At 70.8% G+C, this 17,846-nt stretch carries 12 protein-coding genes and 1 pseudogene; all 13 read right to left on the bottom strand.

What is annotated here, in order from left to right:
* Positions 1-400, bottom strand: a pseudogene (locus D3A59_RS26185) (RNA polymerase sigma factor RpoD); the annotation flags it as partial.
* A 436-nt stretch (positions 401-836) separates the two neighbouring features.
* Positions 837-2,750, bottom strand: a complete 1,914-nt coding sequence (gene dnaG / locus D3A59_RS03680; RefSeq protein WP_119153573.1) for a DNA primase — start codon at positions 2,748-2,750, stop codon at positions 837-839.
* A gap of 107 nt (positions 2,751-2,857) precedes the next feature.
* Complete coding sequence (gene pelG, locus D3A59_RS03675) at positions 2,858-4,246, bottom strand: exopolysaccharide Pel transporter PelG (RefSeq protein ID WP_119153572.1); 1,389 nt, start codon at positions 4,244-4,246, stop codon at positions 2,858-2,860.
* 1 nt (position 4,247) lies between these two features.
* Positions 4,248-5,756 carry a GT4 family glycosyltransferase PelF gene (gene pelF, locus D3A59_RS03670; RefSeq protein WP_119153571.1) on the bottom strand — a complete coding sequence of 503 codons (1,509 nt, stop codon included), beginning with the start codon at positions 5,754-5,756 and terminating at the stop codon, positions 4,248-4,250.
* Complete coding sequence (locus tag D3A59_RS03665) at positions 5,753-6,856, bottom strand: tetratricopeptide repeat protein (RefSeq protein WP_119153570.1); 1,104 nt, start codon at positions 6,854-6,856, stop codon at positions 5,753-5,755. Before D3A59_RS03665 ends, pelF begins: the two co-directional genes overlap by 4 nt.
* A complete protein-coding gene (locus D3A59_RS03660) occupies positions 6,850-8,241 on the bottom strand; it encodes a GAF domain-containing protein (protein WP_119153569.1) in 1,392 nt (463 codons plus the stop codon). Before D3A59_RS03660 ends, D3A59_RS03665 begins: the two co-directional genes overlap by 7 nt.
* 12 nt (positions 8,242-8,253) lie before the next feature.
* The gene (locus D3A59_RS03655) at positions 8,254-9,903 is read right to left on the bottom strand and encodes a tetratricopeptide repeat protein (RefSeq protein ID WP_157991385.1); all 1,650 of its coding nucleotides are present in this window, start codon (positions 9,901-9,903) and stop codon (positions 8,254-8,256) included.
* A 2-nt stretch (positions 9,904-9,905) separates the two neighbouring features.
* Positions 9,906-12,782 carry a tetratricopeptide repeat protein gene (locus D3A59_RS03650; RefSeq protein ID WP_157991384.1) on the bottom strand — a complete coding sequence of 959 codons (2,877 nt, stop codon included), beginning with the start codon at positions 12,780-12,782 and terminating at the stop codon, positions 9,906-9,908.
* Positions 12,783-12,874: 92 nt separating this feature from the next.
* Entirely contained in the window at positions 12,875-13,657 is a 783-nt protein-coding gene (locus D3A59_RS03645; RefSeq protein WP_157991383.1) for a glycoside hydrolase family 191 protein, read from the bottom strand.
* 180 nt (positions 13,658-13,837) lie between these two features.
* Positions 13,838-14,230 carry a response regulator gene (locus tag D3A59_RS03640; RefSeq protein ID WP_119153565.1) on the bottom strand — a complete coding sequence of 131 codons (393 nt, stop codon included), beginning with the start codon at positions 14,228-14,230 and terminating at the stop codon, positions 13,838-13,840.
* Positions 14,231-14,296: 66 nt separating this feature from the next.
* Entirely contained in the window at positions 14,297-16,309 is a 2,013-nt protein-coding gene (locus D3A59_RS03635; protein ID WP_119153564.1) for an Agd3-related carbohydrate deacetylase, read from the bottom strand.
* A gap of 52 nt (positions 16,310-16,361) precedes the next feature.
* The gene (locus D3A59_RS25200; RefSeq protein ID WP_157991382.1) at positions 16,362-16,661 is read right to left on the bottom strand and encodes a hypothetical protein; all 300 of its coding nucleotides are present in this window, start codon (positions 16,659-16,661) and stop codon (positions 16,362-16,364) included.
* Between the two features lie 688 nt (positions 16,662-17,349).
* A partial coding sequence (locus D3A59_RS03630) for a gamma-glutamyltransferase (protein ID WP_205665101.1) occupies positions 17,350-17,846 on the bottom strand: 497 nt, incomplete at its 5' end.

Below are 17,846 nucleotides of genomic sequence, written 5' to 3'. Positions count from 1 at the left end.
GCTCGTTGCGGCGCTTGGCGACTTCCTCTTCGGTCAGCGTCGTCTCGTCCAGGCCGAACTCGCGCATCAGCGCGCGCTCCTTGGCGCGCGACACCTTCATGCGCAGCGGCTTGGCCTTGGGCTTGTCGCTGACCTCGACGCTGGCTTCCTCGACCTCGGGTTCGACGTCGCCCTCGAGGTCGGCCTCGATGTCGGAGAAATCCTCGTCGGCTTCAGCCGGTGCCGCCGCCTCGACCTTCTTGGTCGCGGTCTCCGCCTTGGGCTTGCGGCCGCGCTTGGCCTTGGCCGGCTCGCCGCCGGCTTCCGGCTTGGCCGCCTTCGTGGTCTTGGCAGCAGCCTTCTTCCCCAGAATCTCGTCAGCCTGGGCCACCAGGGCAGCGCGGGTACTCTTCGCGGTCATGCGGTTCCTCGAATGGTCAATAGCTTCTCTTGAGCGGCGCCCTCGATCGGGCGGTCCGCGCCAGCGGCTGCACTAAATCACGCAGGCGCAAATAAGGCACGGCAAGGTTTGCCCCCTTACATGGGGGCACCTGGCACCGGCACAAGCGGACAAGCTGGCGTGACCATCTGGAGGGCAGCCCTTGCGGGGAATGGGGTGGCCTGGATCGTTCCCGTGTCGCGGGTGGCCGGGGCCCGGAGGTGCTGCTGTCACTCTTGCCGCAAATACGAACCTTCCATTGTCGGGTGTTCATAATATTCCGTCAATTCGGAAGGGATACCTCTTGACGAGTCGGAATACCCTGCGGCAGCAATTGCCACGCCTGCGTTTGCTGCATGCACGCCCCGGATGCGGGGGCGAGAGGCGGGGGGAAGTCTCCCCGGCGTCCCTGTCGCGTTCAGGAACGGTTGGAGCCGGGCCCGGCGGCCGCAGTTCCGCCGACCGGGAGCTTGAGTTGCCCGCAGCGCTGGAGCAGTTCCCGGTAGCGCTGCAAGGCGCCCGGGTCCTGACCGGCGTTCGCGATCAGGTGCTGCATCTCTTCGTTGAGCTTCTTCACCAGCATCCGGTTGACCACGGCGCGCAGGTCCTCGAAGTTCATCACGTCCTCGGAGGCGACGCTTCCCACCAGACGCTGCGCCGCGGCCTCGAGCTCGTCGCCCTCCAGCGCTTGCGCCAGCACCGCCCAGGGCTGCGGGCCGTGCTCGCCGAGCTGGCGCTCGAGCCAGGCGCACAGCGGGCCGTGCGGCGCGGGCAGCGCGTGCAGCAGCTCGTGGTCCTCGGCGGTGAGCCGGTCCCACCAGTCGCTGTGCAGCAGCAGCATGCGCGCCGCATGATCGGCGGGCTGCAGCGGCGCGCTCTTGAGCGGCGCCTGGCGCGGCGGCTCGCCGCGCCGGTCCTTCCAGCCGCGGCGGCTCCCCAGGCTACTGCCGCCGCCGCCGCCGCTGCCGCCGCCGCCGCGGGCTGCGCCACGCTCGCCCTCGCCGCGGGGGCGTCCCACGGCGCTCGGCGGCGCACCCTCCCAGTGCTGCAACAGGTCGCCGGGCTCGAGGCCGCCGAGGCCGGCCAGCTCCGCGAGCATCTGCTGCCGGAATGCCCCCGCTGGCAACGCCGACCACATCGGCTTGGCCTGGGCCAGCATGCGCGCGCGGCCCTCCGGCGTGCCGAGGTCGCAAGCCTCGCGCGCGGTGTCCACGAGCTGGCGCGACAGCGGCACCGCCTGCGCGACGCACAGCGCGAAGGCCTCGGCGCCGTGCTCGCGCACGTAGGAGTCGGGGTCGTGCTCCGGGGGCAGGAACAGGAAGCGCACCGAGCGCGTGTCGCTCGCGTGCGGCAGCGCCGCCTCCAGCGCGCGCGCCGCCGCGCGCCGGCCGGCGGCGTCGCCGTCGAAGCTGAAGACCACCGAGTCGGTGAAGCGGAAGAGCTTTTGCACGTGCTCGGCGGTGCAGGCGGTGCCGAGCGTCGCGACCGCGTTCTCGAAGCCGAGCTGCGCGAGCGCGACCACGTCCATGTAGCCCTCGACGACGAGCGCATAGCCGCTGGCGCGCATCGCGCCGCGCGCCTCGTACAGACCGTAGAGCTCGCGCCCCTTCACGAACACCGGGGTCTCGGGCGAGTTCAGGTACTTGGGCTCGCCCTGGTCCAGCACCCGGCCGCCGAAGCCGATCACCTCGCCCTTGACGTTGCGGATCGGGAACATGATGCGGTCGCGGAAGCGGTCGTAGCGCTTCTGCTCCGCCTCGTCCTCGCCCTGCACGATCACGAGCCCGCTCTCGGCGAGCAGCGGGTCGTCGTAGCGCGGGAACACGCCCGCGAGTCCGCGCCAGCCCTCGGGCGCGTAGCCGAGCGCGAAGCGCGCGGCGATCTCGCCGGTGAGGCCGCGCTGCTTCAGGTAGGCGACGGCGCGCGGGCTGGCCTTGAGCTGGCGGCGGTAGTGGTCGGTCGCGCGGGCCATCACCTCGGTGAGCGTGGCCTGCTTCTCGCGCTGCTGCGCGGCCTGCGCGCGCTGCTCCGGCGCCGTCTCGTCCTCGGGCACCTGCAGGCCGAACTGTTGCGCCAGGTCCTTGACCGCGTCGACGAAGCCGAGCCCGCCGTGCTCCATCAGGAAGCCGACCGCGTTGCCGTGCACGCCGCAGCCGAAGCAGTGGTAGGTCTGGCGCGTCGGGCTGACGATGAAGCTCGGGGTTTTCTCGCCGTGAAAAGGGCACAGGCCCTTGTAATTGATGCCGGCTTTCTTGAGCTGCACATGGCGGCCGACCACCTCGACGATGTCGGCGCGGGTGAGGAGGTCCTGGATGAAGGTGGGTGGGATCACTGCACCTAGTCTAAAGGCTGGGGCCCGAGCCGCTGCCCGGCGGGGTACCGGCACGGCGCGTGCGGGGCGGGACTCTGCCGGGCGGGGAGCCCGGTGCCCCGCGGTGCTCAGCGCGCCGGTCGCAGCGCCGGATTGTTGCCGACGAAGGTCAGGTAGGGCAGGCGCTCGAGGTGGACGACCACCGTGTGCAGCGCGAAGGCGAAGGACAGCAGGCAGGCCATGAAGTAGCCGTAGCCCTGGTATTCCGGGCTCAGTCCGAGCGAGGCGAAGGTCAGCGCCGCGTTGAGCGTGAGGAAGACTGCCGCGGTCTTCAGCAGGGCCTGCCGCAGGTCGAAGTAGGCCAGCACCGACAGCATCAGGACCAGGAGCACGTGGAACAGCGAGCCGAGCACGCCGAAGCGGAAGATCGGCACCATCTCGATGCCGCCCCCCGTGGCACGCACGATCGCCGGGGCGGCGAGGATGCCCATCAGGCAGCACGCGAGCTGCACGACCGCGATGCTGCGGATGCCGCGGCCGAGCACGCGCACCAGTTCGGCGTGGTTCGCGCGGATCTCCTCCATCGTGCCGTGCTGCTCGATGTCGCGGTAGAAACGCACATAGGCCTCGTAGAAGCGCGTCTCGACCTCGACGAGGAATAGTGCCATCGCCGGCACGATGGTGAGGTAGGCGAGGAACATCGCGCTCTCGTAGGCGGGATGGGTGATCATCCCGGCCGGGATCAAGACATGGCCCGGCGCTGCCCACATGATCCATTTGTCGACCCAGATGCCGGCGTTGTAGACGAGACCCGCCGCGGCGAGCAGCCGGTAGCGGCGGAAATCGCGCAGGAAGGCGAAGGGCCGCTCGAGCGTACCGGGATACTCGGCGAAGACCCGGGCGGCGAGCACGAAGAAGGTGACGGCGAGCCCGAGGGTGAAGCACGACAGCGCGCCGGTGCCGCCGAAGCGGCCTGCCAGCAGCATCGACAGCGTCAGCGCCAGGCCCATGCCGCCCGCGAAGGCCGAGGCGATGGTGGCGTAGCTCTTGAGCGCCGACATGCACGCCGCGAGCAGCCAGATGCCGCCGGTGAGCAGCAGACCGATCAGCGCGACCATCCGCTCCGCGGTGCTCATCTCGACCGCAAGGCCGTAGAAGGCTCCCCCCGCCACCCCGAGCAGGCCGAAGATCAGCGCGAGTGCCCCGACCACCATGCCGGGGATGCGCGAGAGGTCGCGCGAGAAGAGCGCATCGGCCACGCAACGGGTCGCGACGAGGACGACCGGGGCGGAGATCACCAGCGAGAACGAGAAGTTGTAGGTGACGATGACCGAGAAGCGCTGCCGCGATTCCTGGGCCAGCACGTCGTGCCCGATCCATTCGATGCCCGCCAGCGCCAGGCAGGTCAGCAGCCAGGGCCCGGAGGACACCAGCACGGCGTAGCCGAAGCCGCCGAGGTTGGCGCTGAGCGCGTCCTGCCGGGCCATCCGCCGAAGCGCGAATCCGATACCTGCCATCTCAGCGCGCCTCCTGATGCGCCCGCGGAGCGTCGGGCATTGCGCTGTGCTCCTCGTAGAGGCGGCGGTAGATGTCGTCGATCACCCGCTTGTTGTAGTGCAGCCGCACCCGCTGCTGCAGCGCGCGTGCGCAGCGTGCGTGCAGCGCCGGATCGGTCAGCAGGTTCGCCAGCGCCTGCGCCGTGGCCAGCGGGTCGGCCAGCGGCGTCACGAAGCCGCCGGGCCCGAGCGGCGGCTGCTCGTCGGCCCGCCCCTCGATGATGTCGCGGCAGGCGCCGACGTTGGTCGCCACGCAGGGAATGCCGGCGGCGCCTCCCTCCAGCAGCACCAGCGGCTGCGCCTCGCTCAGGCTGGTGAGCACGAGCGCGTCGAGCTGGCCGAGGTAGTCGCGCAACTGCACCCGGCCGGCGAACTCGAAGCAGTCGCCGAGCCCGAGGTGCTCCACCATGGCCCGGCATTCCTCGAAATAAGCCGGGTCCTCGTCGGTGGGGCCGAGCAGCAGCACGCGCACGTCCGGCACCCGCTCGCGCAGGCGTGCTGCGGCACGGATGCAGGTCTTCACGTCCTTGATCGGGACCACTCGCCCGATGAGCGCGACCGTCGGCCGCCGCGGCCGGGGGCAGCGGGGAATGGCGGCGTAGAAGTCGTAGTCGATGCCGTTGGGCACCACGAGCAGCCGTTCGGCCGGGGCGCCGTCGCGCAGCTGCAGCGGTTGGTTGCCGCTGTAGAGGGTGATGATGCGGCTGCAGCACTCGTAGCAGGTGCGGGAGTAGCCGACGAAGGCATCGAGCCAGACGTCACGCAGGTTGCGCCGGCGCTTCTCGATGCCGAGGCCGCCCCGGCCGGGCTCGGCCAGCCACTCGGCCATCGAGATCTCGATGCGCCGCTCGTTGGTGTAGATCCCGTGCTCGGTGAGCAGGCCGGGCCGGCCGGTCTCCAGCACCGCCCGCGACATCAGCAGCCCGGCGTAGCCGGTGGACACTGCGTGGTAGAGCCGGGCGCGCGGCAGTTCGGCGAGCAATACCGAGAACAGGCCGCCGGTCAGCGAACGCCAGCTCCAGAAGTAGTTCAGGAAGGAGCTCGCCGGGACGGTGGCCTCGTAGATGCGCAGCAGCATCTCGAAGGCGGGTTCCGAGTTCATCAGCCCGTCGCGCGTGGCCAGCCCGGGGTGGCGGCGCAATGCGGCGAGGACCTCGGCGAAGTCCGCCTGGCCGCCGCGGCCCAGCAGCCGGGCGAGCGGGGCCTCGAGATCGCGGATCAGCCGTGCGGCCGGCCGGCCCCGCGACGTTGCCGCGCAGGCCTGCTGCAGCGCGATCACCGTCAGTCCTTTCACGTTGTCGGACAGCGTGAAATGGAGGTGGCCGGGGGCCTGCTCGGCAACCAGCGCCACGACATGGAAGCTCAGGTGGCGCTGGGCGCGGATGAGATCGTGCACCCAGTTCGACACGCCACCCGTGACATAGGGGTAGGTCCCCTCCACGACGATGCACACGTCGACCTGCTCCTTCATGAGTCCCCCCCTTGCAGCGCTTGCCCCGCCGACCAGAGTCGCAAGGCCTGTCGGCAGCGCTCGGACAGGCCCGCCGTCGCACCCGGCAGCCGTTCGAGCCGCCCGCACAGCGCGCGGAGCTCGCCGAAGCGGCCGCTGCGGTACAGGCTTTCGGCATACCAGGCCCAGGAGGCCGCGGGCGCGCTGCCGTCCTCGATCAGCGGCCGCAGCAGTTCCAGCACCTCCTCGTCCCGCCCGAGCCGCACGAGAAGGCGGTACACCGTGGTGAGCAGGTCCGGCGCATCCGGATGACGGGCGAGCACCTGCCGGTACAGCGCGAGCGCCCGCTCCCGCAGCGCATGGGCGCGGGCCTCGTCGAGCAGTCCGGTGTTGGCCTGGTCGTCGCAGTGCCGTGCCAGGGCCAGGGCATGCTCGGTGCATTCCGGCTCCAGGGCGTGGCGCGCCTCGAGCGCCATCGCGCGGGACAGGAACTGGTCCTCGATGCGGGTCAGCGCGGTGGCGGCCTGTACCCGGATGGAGGGGTCGGGGTCGTTGAGGGCGCGCCGCAGCGCGGGCGCGAACGAGGGGTGGAAGCGGCCCGCGATCCGCATCAGTGCCTCCTGCTTCTGCTCGACCGAGCCGAAGGCGAACACGTCGACGAAGGGCGCGACGCCCCGGCAGCTCGTCTCGACGAGATCGCTGCGCCGCAATTGCCGGTACAGGACCGTGCCGGGGGACGGCTCCATGGCCGGCAGGAGCGCCTCCAGACCGTTCCCGCTTGATGCACCGCGCCGCTCGAAGCGACGTCGCAGCATCTCGGTCATCAGCGCCCCGAGCAGGCCGAGGGGGCCGAAGCCCGCGATGCTGATCACGAAGAACGGCATCAGCCGGTGGTCGGCACGGTGGCTCCCCTGGAAGCGCAGGCCGAGCGCGAGCAGGGCGACGACACCCAGGTGCAGCACGAGCACCGTTCCCAGCGCGCCCCGGCCGAGCGCGACCGTCACGGCCAGCGCGGTATCGGCGCCGGCTGCGGCCGCCAATATCAGCAGCACGCCCGGCTGCCGAGGCAGGCGCAGCGGAAGAGGAGCCTCCTTGCGGGCGACGGCGGCCGAGTTCAGCATGGGGTGCGGCTGGAGAGGAGGGGGGCGATCCGATGGCGGATCGAGCCGGGAGGAGCGGTCCCGACCGCTTCCTGCAGGAGCCGCTGCTCGAACTGCCGGACGACGAGCGCGGCCTGCCCGGGCGTCATGCCGGGCAGCAGCACCGCGGCATGCCAGTCCTCGTCCCGGGGAACGAAGGCAAGCATCTCCGCGCCGAGCAGCTGCCGGGCCAGCCGCAGAATCCGGCGCATGGCGCCCGAGGAGTCGGCCATGCCGTCCAGCGCCAGGTGCAGCACACAGAAGTCGAGGTTCAGCCGGCGCGCGAGCGCCTGCAGGGTCGGGCGGACCTGCTCCCAGGGGGGCAGGGGCTGCTGTCCTTCGCGCGGCAGCACAGCACGCGCCTGCTCGCTGCGCTCCAGGTGCTGTGCCTTGGCCAGCGCGGCCCCGATCCATTCGCACAGCAGCCGGAAGTTCTGCACGCCCGAGGAATGGAGCTCGAGGAAGCCGATCTGCTCGATCTTCAGCATGCCGACGACCTCGCCGGTGTCACGGTTCACCAGCGGCCCGGCGAGCAAGCCCTCGCAACCCAGCAGCGCCTCGTGCGCCGGGTTCGAGATCACCAGCACCTCTTGCCGGCCGACCAGGTTCTCGAAGATCGGGGAGGCGGACTCGAACTCGCGCGCGAACGGATCGTCCTCCCGCCACCCCTCCTGGGCCACCGCCTCCAGCCGTCCCTCGTGCAGCAGGAACAGCGAGAACTTCCCCGGGCTCAGCACGGTGCGCACCAGATCGCTCACACCGCAGAGAACGTCGCCCACGTCCTGACGCTCGATGGCGCGCGCGGCTTCGTACATCGCCTGCACCGTGCAGAGCTGTCCCGCGACGCGGGCTTCGAGGTGCTGGTTGGCGCGATCGAGTTGCGCGTAGGCATCGGCGATCGCGCTCAACTGCTCCTGAGCCTCGTCATACTGGCGCTGCAGCGCCTCGTGCCGACGGCGCAGGCGGTCACGGATGCCGCCGAGGACCAGCGCCGCGACGCTCCAGACGATGACGGGAAGCGTCGCGCGCAGCAGCCAGGAATAGAGGTCCTCGTCGAGCCGCTGCTCGGGCAAGGCCCCCAGCAGCAGGGCCGCGCCTGCGAGCGCTGCCGCCGCCAGGCCCTCGTGCGTGCCGTAGTAGCAGGAGGCAAGCAGGACAGGAATCCAGAAGGGGTGGGGCGAGATCTCCGCTAAGCGGTGGCCTGAGCCGATGCCGCGGTCAAGCAGCAGGGCGACCGCCAGGAAGGCCGCGATCTCCAGCAGCGCGGAGGTGCGCAGGCCGGCCAGGCGCGTCGGCAGGCGCGGTTCGCGAGCTGCCGGCCGGATCGCAGCTGCGCGGTTCTGCGGCGGGGAAAGAGGTGTGTCCATGGGTCGGAGGGGTCAGAACAGCCATTGGAGGAAGCAGCCGGCGGCCCGGTAGGCGGAGCGGTAGGGACCGCTCACGCTCGCATAGGCAGCGCGGCATTGCAACTCGAGCGGCCCCTTCGCATGGGTGAGCGCAATCGAGGCGAGGGGGCCGCTGCTGCCGTGGCGGTCACGGGTCGCGCCGGCATTGACGTCGAGCACCAGGGTGCCGGAGCCGTCGGGCCGGCCGATCGCCCCGCTGTAGCCGAGCGTCAGGCTGTGGACCTCGCGGTCCGCGGGGGCGAAGGGGCGAAGTGGCCGGCCGTCGGGTCCGGCGCGCTCCCCGAACCGGTGCCCGTGCTCGCTGTCGACCGTGTAGGCGGCGTAGAGGCCCCGCACGCCCGCCAGGTCCTCGCGCCGCAGCTCGCCCAGGAAGGTGGTGGTCCGAGCGACATCGCTCTCGTCGCGCAGGTGGTAGCGGTTGTAGCCGAGCTCCAGCCGAGCGCTCGTGTGTGTGCCGAGGCGCTGGCTGCGCCCGAGCGCCAGGCGGTCGCGGGTGGCGTCCTCGACCAGGCCCTCCACGTAGTCCCAGTTCGGGCGTCGCGCCTCGGCGCTCGCGCGGGTCTCGCCGCCGACGTGCGGCCAGCGTGCGTGCAGTCCGGCCCCGCCCGTGCCCTGCGTGGCGTAGAAGCTCGCGGTCGTGATCCGCCCCCCGAGGCTGTCGTGCCGCACGAAGATCTCGGCCTGCTCGTGCCGCCCCGAGTAGGAGGTGGTGAGACCGTTCGCGCGCCGGATCCGTTCGCTGCGGACCCGGGCGACGGAGGTGCCGGCGCCCGCGCTCCACGCCTCCCCGAATCGCACCGAACCCCCGGCCCGGCCGAGATCGATGTCGACCGGAGCGGTGGACTCGTTGCCGCGGACACGCCGCAGGTCGAGGTCGAGTCGCAGCCGCGGTGCCTGGAGACGCTCGATGGACTGCACGGCGGTGCCGATCGCGCCGTTGTCCGGGGCCAGGGCCGCGGCGCGCCGGTAGGCGTCGAGGCTGCGCCTCCAGCGGCCGGCCTGCTGCTCGACCGCTGCGAGGCCGAGCAGGGGATCGGCGCTGTCGGGCAGTTCGGTGCGCAAGCGCTCGAAGCGCTCGCGGGCCTCGTCGAGCCGGCCCTCGCGGACCAGAAGCTGCGCGGCCAGCAGCTCCAGCCGCAGCTGGCCGAAGCGGTGCGCCCCGCCCGCCTCCGGCGCGGCGCCTGCTTCCGTCCCGGCCCCGGGCCGCGACAGCGTCACGCTCAGCGTTTCGCCGGCGGAGTCGATGCGGGCCTCGACGCCCGGGCGCAGCAGCAGCAGCAGCGCGCCGTGGCCGACGTTCAGGCCCTCGATCCAGTCGCCCGCCTGCCGCAACAGCTCCTCGACGTCGAGCGCGGGCAGCGCGCCCGGGTAGGACAGCAGCACCTCGCGGCCGTCGTGCTGTGCCATCGGTGCATCGCCCGCCGTGCGGCCCGCCCTCAGCGTGAAGGCACTGGCTGCGGCGTCGAAGCTGATCGGGCCCTTGCTCGCCTGCGGGACTGCGGCGGCGGCGGGGGACTGCTGCGCCGCGGCGTCGCGTCCTCCCAGCACACCGGCGGCGCACAGGGCGATCAGCACGCGGGCGAGGGCGCGCAGGCGGGGAGCCGAGGGGGAAGAAAGGGCCATGGTCACCGTGCGGAGAGGAGGAGGTGCGCGCGCCGGGTCTCGCCCAGCTCGAGGAGCATCGCGACGTAGTCGGCCCGCAGGTGGGCATCCTGCGGCCGCCCGGCCAGCAGCGCCTCGTACTGCCGGATCGCCTCGTCGTGTCGGCCGAGGCGGTGAAGCAGGCTGGCCCGGAGGGCGTCGGCGTCGTGCCCGGGCGCGACGGGGCGCTCGAGCGCGGCGAGGGCCGCGCGGAACGAGCGCCGTGCCGACTCCGTCTCCCCGCGCTGCAGCCGCAGTTCGCCGAGGGTGCGGTGCGTCTCGGCATCGCCCCCGGTGCGCGCGACGAAGGCCTCCAGGTAACGCTGTGCAGCGGCCGCGTCCCGCTGCCGGTACGCGAGCAGCCCGAGGTCGCGCTGCAGCGCCGGATCGCTCCCGTCCTCGGCCAATGCCCGCTCGAGGAGCCGGCGTTCCAGTGCCGGATCGCCGAGTTGCCGGGCTTGCCGGGCCAGCCGTGCGAGCGGCGCTCCGGGCGGCGGCGCGGCTGCGATCTCGCGCAGGGCGCCGGCGAGCTGCGCGGGATCGCCGAGCGCGGCCAGCGCCTCGAGATAGGCGTCGAGGGGCTCCGGCCCCGGGTCCTGTCTCGCGCTGGCACGGTACACCTCCACGGCCCGGGCGGCGGCGCCGCGCTCGACGAGGTCGCGCATCCAGCCGGCCCGTTCGGCCGGCCGGGCCTGCCGGGCGCGCGCGGCCAGCCAGTCGAGCTGTTCTGCGGTCGGTCTCGGCCCCCAGACGAACAGCAGCTGGCGCACGACCGGCGCCTCCCGCGGCGCATCGGCCGCGAGGAGGCGCAGGATCCGCTCGGCCGGGGCGCGCTTGCCTGCGTCGAGCAGGCCGTGAGCGAGCTGCAGGCGCAGCTCGGGCGGTACCGTGCCCGAGAGTCCCAGTTTCGTCCAGAGGGCCAGCAGCCGCGGCTTCTGGTCCGATGCCGTCGCCGCTTCGGCAAAGGCGCCCAGCCAGCGCCCGGGTTCGCGGGCGGCGAGTGGTTCGAGGAGGGGCACCAGATCCCCGTGCGCCCGCAGCTCGAACAGCGTCGCGATCTCCGGCCCGGGATCCGCGCCGCGCCGCGTATCGCCGAGGCGCTCGAGGCAGGCCCGGCGCAACTCGTCGGCCACCGGTTCGCCCTGGCGCCAGGCGGCAAGCAGCAGCGCGAAGCGACGGTCGGCGTCGAGCGGGCCGCGGTGCGCCAGCCCGCGCAGCTGCCTGAGCGCGTCGCCCGCCCGGCCGGATGCGATCAGGGCCTCGGCCAGCAGCAGCCGGTCGCTGTCCGACCTTGCGACCGCCTGGAGCCGCTCGGCGGCGCGCACCGCGAGCGGATGGGCGCGCGCCTGCATTGCGAGATGGTAGAGGTCCCGGTAAAGGCCGGCCGGCCGATCCTGTGCGGCCTCGCCGTCGAGCCAGGTCGCCACCTGCGCATGCCGCCCCGAAACCGTGGCGAGCAGCGCCCACGCCTCGTCAGCTGCCGGTGAAGGGGCCTCCCGGCGCAGCCGCTCCAGTCGATCGCGGCCTTCCTCGGCGCGACCGAGCGCGAGGTACAGGCGCGCGATGTCGCCGGGAGCCGCCTTCGCGTCCGGCGCGTCGGCCGCACGGCGCAACCACTGCAGCGTCCCGTCGGTGTCGCCGAGCTGCTGCAGCACGCCGGCGAGCTCCAGCCAGCGTCCGGGGGGCATTCCGGCGCGTGCCGCGGCTGCGCTCCACCGGCGGGCTCCCGCCGCATCCCCGAGAGCCAGGGCCGTCCGCGCCGCGAGCAGCGGATCGCCGGAAGCGAGCCGGGTCCGCAGCGAGGTGTCGGCGAGGTCGAGCACGTCCTGACGGCGCGCCGCCAGCGCGGCGGACAGCACGTCGGCGAGCAGCTCCGGCGGCAGACGATCGAGGCCGATGCCGCGCGCGACGTCGAGTGCGAGCCCGGTCCGGCCGGCGGCGAGCGCGACGCGGAGACGCAGGTGCTGCAGCTCCGGCGTGCTGGTGGCCGTGGGGGGGAGCGTCTCGACCCGGTGCACCGCGTCCTCCAGGCGGCCGGCATCGACCAGTACCTGGATCGACGCGGCCAGCACCGGGGCCGCCGGGGCGGGACCGCCGGCGAAGGGTTCGAGCAGCGCGACGGCGAGGTCTGCGCGTCCGCCCATGGCAAGCGCCGCCGCGAGCATCGGCGCCGCCTGCGACAGCTCGCCCGGGCGGGCGGCCAGCCAGCCGCGGCCGCGCTCGAGGGCCCCCTCGGCGTCCCGGGTGTCGAGCCGCAACCGCATCTCGGCCGCGACGATGCTCGCATCCAGCGCCTGCGGATGGCGGCCGGCGAGCTTCCGGTAGGTGGCGAGCGCGTCCCGCGGCCGGCCCTGCTCGGCCTGCAGCCGGGCGAGCAGCAGGAAGTCCGCCACGTCTCCGGCATCGAAACGATCGATCAGGGCGGCGAGGGCCGCGAGTTGCTGCGCGGGCCGGCCGAGTTCACCCTGGAGGGTGACGAGCTGGCGCTGCCGTTCGACCGTGGGCTGCCGGTCCTGCAGGCGCTCGAGCGCCCCGGCGTGGTCCTCCGTGCGGTCGGCCTCGTGATAGAGCCGGGCCAGCGACTCGAGCACGCTGGTGTCCTGTGGTCGCGCCGCCGCCAGCTCCTCGAGCAGGCCGATGCTGCCCGGCAGGTCGCCCTGCCGGGCCCGCACCCGGGCAAGCATCTCGGTGTGGACCGCCGAGCGGTCCCCGGCGGCGCGGCGGGACTCGAGGATGCGCCGCGCCTCCTCGGGATGACCGGTTTCGAGTCGCAGCGCCGCCAGTTCGCCCCCGCTGGGCACCAGCAGCAGGCTGGCCGGGAAGGCGGCGGCCACCGCGAGGCCGACCACGAGGCGGGACACGGGCTTCCTCGCTGACGTCCCCGCTGCCGCCGCGATGGCGGCAGCGGGGGGGGCTTCGGCCACGGGCCCGGGCCGTGCTTCAGAGGGTGCACTCATGGCTGGGGAACGAGGCGATTCAGGTCGAAGGTCGCGACATAGGGGGAAAACCCCTCGGCGCGTTGCTCGGCATACAGGCGCGCGATGCCCTGCGTGTCGTCCGGCTCCCAGTAGTCCAGCGAGAACAGGCGCAGCGCGGGATTCCGGCGGCGGGCCTCGTGCATGCGGTCGAGCTGCCAGCGCACGTCCGCCTCAGCCACGCGCACATAGCGGCCCTGTCCGCTGTCGTAGGTGGCGCGCACCGATTCCCCGAGCAGCATGTCGATGTCCCCGACGATGCGGGGCAGCAGCGCATAGGCGCGGTTCACCATCAGCGGGACACGGGGAAAGCGTTGCCGGATGCCGTGCACGAGGTCCGCGGCCGCGTCGAGCATCCCGGCGTGGCGCGACGGGTCGTCCGTCTCCAGGAAGTGGGCATCGTCGAGGGTGTCCAGGAACACGCCCCTGAACCCCCGCTCCAGCAGCTGCGGGACGAGTTGGTGGAGGACGCGTTGCTTCCAGCCGGGGTGGCGCAGGTCGATGAAGCGCGCGTCGCGCCAGTTCCTGTTCTCCGACAGCAGCAGCCCCTCCTGGTCCAGCTCGCGGGCATATCTGCGTCCGGTGTGGACTTCGCCGAGGCTGAGATAGCCCAGCACCAGATTGCGCCGGTACTTGTGGACGATGTCCGGGGCGATGTCGCTGTCGAGCACGAGCACCTCGTAGGTCTTCAGCAACTCGTCGTCCTCGGTGCCGTAATAGACCGCGAAACGGCATCTCGGGGGAGTGGGTTTCTCTTCCATGGACGGCAGGATCCTCGCGTAGGCCGATCCCAGCGCGGTGGCAGCAATCAGCAGGGGGAGACGGATTCGGTCGCGATATCTCATCGCCAGGCCTTTCGCAGTCGGGCGGGAAGCCGGGGACGGAGTCCTTCTCGGGGACAGGGCGCAGCGACGCGCCCTGTCCCCGAGCGGTTGCGGCTCTCAGTCAGGCAGCGGGGCGCCGCCCGGCGGCTCCTCCTGCATCAGTCGCTGCGCCAGCTTCACGAACGCATCGCGCTGGAAGGGCTTGGCGAGAACGGAGGCGTAACCCGCGCGCCGGACGGCCTCCTCATCGAGCTCCTGGGGCGACGAGGTCATGGCGAGGATGGGCGTGTGCCGGTCCAGCCTGCGGATCTCGCGCACCGCCTCCTCGCCGGAGCCGTCCCGCAAGCGGTGGTTCAGGATGATCAGGTCCGGCTTCTCGCGGTGCAGGCTTCGCACCGCGTCCTGCCGGGACGCTGCATGCGCGACGACGCAATCCATCGGGGACAGCAGGGACCGGTACAGCTTGAAGAGCATCTCGTTGTCGTCGACGATCAGGACCACTCTCTGCATGATGCTTTTCCTCCGGTATTTCGGATTTCCCCGCCACGGACATCGTGGCGGGGGCTGGCGGGCACTTCACCACGCGGGCGCGCCCGGGACCGTCACCACGCCGCCATTGGGCGGCACGGTGACGTTCGAGGTGGTCTGGCCGCCGTAGGTCTCGACCACCGAAGAGGTCGAGGCCCAGTTCACGCCGGTGAGCGGGACCTTGACCGCCTGCGCGGTCGGGTTGGTCAGCACGAGGCTCGACGAGCTCGCTCCCGGCAGGAGCCGGGCGGTGGCCGGCGCGCCGCTGGCCGGTGCGAAGGCCGCGTTCAGCACCATCCGGTCGGCCATCAGGTTGCCGATCTGGCGCAGGCTGCGGCTCTGGACCGGGAGGTTGAACGTCGCGTTGAACTTGTCGGTCGTCGCGTCGATCAGGTCACCGAGCAGCGAGCGGGTGCCGTCGTAGGCGCACATGTTGGGCTGGTGGAACATCACCGGCCGGATGTCGTACCTCATCAGGTACTGCAGCCAGATGTCCGACTCCTTGTCGAGGATCTCCTGGTAGCTCAGGTCCCGGCCCCAGTAGCCGCGGTAGATGTGGTTGTACTCGGACACCCACTCCCGCGGCGTGCAGACGTTGTAGAACAGGTTGGCCGGATAGCGCGGCACCATCAGGATGTTGGGCTGCAGGTCGTTGTAGATGCCGGTGTTGGGCTTGGGACAGGGCCGCGGCGTGGCGTCGCGGTGGCCGCAGTTCTTCGAGGTGTCCGACACGACGTAGCGGATGCCGAAGTCGCTCATCGCCCGCAGCGCCTCGGGGTTGTTGAGGCCGGAGACGTCCGGCGTGATCAGGCTGTCCTTGTAGTAGTTCGCGAGCTTCACCACGTTTATCGCCACCCAGTGGTTCTCGCGCAGCTCGGCCAGCGTCTGGCTGTAGGTGACGGGGCTGTCGAGATTGAGGTGGGTGTAGGTGTGGCTCATCCAGTTGAACGGCGCGCTGTTCTTCTTGATGGCCGGCGTTAGGTCGTCGGTGGTGGCCGGATAGAGCTCTGCCTTGGGGAAGTTCGCCGCGGTGCCGGAGCCGTTGAACGGGATGTCGATCACGATGTTGCCGGGCTTGGTGGCGTTGCGGTTGTTCTGCCACCTGACGAAGCTCTCGTAGTCCTTGCCGGTGATGCGGTAGGTGAGGCCGGTCGCGTCCGACAGGGCGTTCACGTCCCAGATGTCGTCGGCCATCATCACGTCGTCTGGCTGCGCGCTCAGCAGCACCCGGCGCTTGCCGACGTACAGGCCCTTGGTCACCCAGTTCACGATGCCGTATCCCAGCGAGAGCGTGTGCATCAGGTGGGGGTTGCCGTCCGCGGTCACCGCGAGGTTCTTGCGCCCGTCGGCGTAGTTCTTGATCAAGGCGATGGCGTTGCCGGCGGCATCGGTGAGCAGCGGCGTGACGCGGGCGTTCGGATCGGGCTTGGCCAGGTAGGTGTAGGCGTTGCGGATCACGAGGGGCACGGCGGGCTTCAGGTAGGAGAAGAGCGCCGCGCCGCTCGGGTCGCCGTTCCCGGCGGGGCTGGTGCTCGTCAGCTGGGTGCTCAGCGGCGAGGACGTGGTGTCGAGCGCAGAGGGCTGCATCAGGCCGTAGTTGTCGGGCCAGCCGCCGGGATAGGTGTAGAGCGTCGCCTGGCGGATCCCGTATTTCGCCTCGTACTGCCAGAGCCGGTTCCATTCCTCATCCGTGAACGCGCTCAGGTAGCTGCCGTTGTCGTCGAAGCCGAGGCTGCCCGTCGCAAGCAGGACACCCTGGTAACGCGCACGCCCGAGCCCGTCGTTCGCATCGCACAGCATGTCCGTGGTGAGAAGGCGATCCTTCGCGATCATCAGGTCGTAGGGGATGCCGATGTATTCCAAGGTGGACTGGATCGCCGGCAGCACGGCCTCGTTGCCGTTGGCCGAGACCACGAGGAGCTTCATGTCGATCGAGCCGACGGGCGTGCCTGCGGCCAGGCAATCGACCTGGGAGCAGGCCAGGCCCGTCCACAGGATGGCGGCAGTGGCGAGGGCGGTGCGCGCGAAGAGGCGGGGGCGGCGGTGACTCCGGTGTTTCATGGCGGGCTCCTTCGATAAAGGGCGGGAAACGATGGGGAAACGACGCCGGGCGTCACTTCTTCTTCGACTTCAGGCGCGCCTCTTTCTCCTGCACGGTCTGGAGCCGCGCGACCGGGAACTGCGGCTGCGTGGGAATCTGGGGCATCGCCACGGGCCCCAGGGATTTCCGGATATGGATGTGGCTGTGCTTGTGGCTCGGGGGGTTCGGTGCCGTGGGCGCGCCGACATCGGGCGGTGGCGGTGGCGGATCGTCGGGGTGGGCGAGCGCCGGACCGCAGAACATCGCCAGGGACAGGGCCACAGGAAATCCCCGCCGGACGAGGCGCAGGGATTGGAGTTCGGATGTCTTCATGCTGGGTTCCAATCGAAAGGTCACTTGGGAAAACAGAAGTGGCTGGCTGCTTCGGGAGCAACTCCAGTGCTTCTGATCTGCGCCGTGCAAAATGGCCGTGCCGGCGAATTCGGTTCAGGAATCAGCCGCCCTGGCTTTCGCCAGGGAAAAGCACCAAGGGAAACGCCGGGATTCGGGGCTCTATGAAAACAGCATGAGCCAGTCGTTCCGCAAGGGGGCACGGAAGACGGGAAAGGGGTGCATTTGCGGACCTTCCCCCCGGAGGAAGTCGGGAATGCAATCAGGGACTGCAGGCAGGAGAGGGAGCAGCATTGGCAATTTTCTCGGAGTTTTCTAAAAAACTTCCGCTCATTGCTGAGCAACTCCTCCCGACATACTGCTCTGTCGAAGAGTTGAGAAGATTTTACGAATATCTTACCGGCGCGTGTGAGTCATCTCGGCGATCTTCCCCGAGACATGGGGGCCACCGTCGGATCGGTCTGCTGCGAGACCGCAGAGTTCGTCTTGAGGAGATTATGGTTGATCTGTGATTTTCAGTTTTAATCGTCTCAAAAGGTTTCTATTTTCGATCCCGTGGCCCACAAGAACATGAAGAGAATCCATTTCCCCTCCGTCAATTTCTTCCTCTCGGGAAGATGGAGCGCACGGTGGGGTTGCCCGTCCCCTGAATACGGGAGAAACGGAGGTCTCATTCACCCCGCACCGCGCCTTCACGACGCGGATCGGAGCCGCCGAGCAACTGCCCGCCCCGGCGTTCCAGCAACTGCACGCCGCTCGGCAGCGGCGCGGGTTCGACGACATGGCCCCGCGAGCGCAGCGCCTCGACTGTGGCTGCCGTGAAGCGCCCCTGCTCCAGTATCGTTGGGCCACCGATCGAGCCGAAGTTCGGCAGGTCGATCGCCGCCTGCGGCGTCAGCCCCCATGCGAGCGTGCCGAGCAGCGCCTTCGCGGTGTAGTGGATGATGTGCGGGCCGCCGGGCGAGCCGGTGGCGAGCCGCAGCGCGCCTTCGCCGCGCTCGAACACCAGCGTCGGCGACATGCTCGAGCGCGGGCGCTTGCCCGGCTGCACCCGGTTGGCGACCGGGCGGCGGCCTGCCTCGCTGGCGACGAAGCTGAAGTCCGTGAGCTGGCTTTGTTGCGCAAATAGATTGAGAGCGAGATTCCCCTGACCCCGGACGGAGTTAT

This window comes from Caldimonas tepidiphila (genome assembly GCF_003569765.1).
Taxonomy (GTDB): domain Bacteria; phylum Pseudomonadota; class Gammaproteobacteria; order Burkholderiales; family Burkholderiaceae_C; genus Caldimonas; species Caldimonas tepidiphila.
Note: the sequence above shows the minus strand (reverse complement) of the source record. Positions and strands in the feature narration are given on the sequence as shown.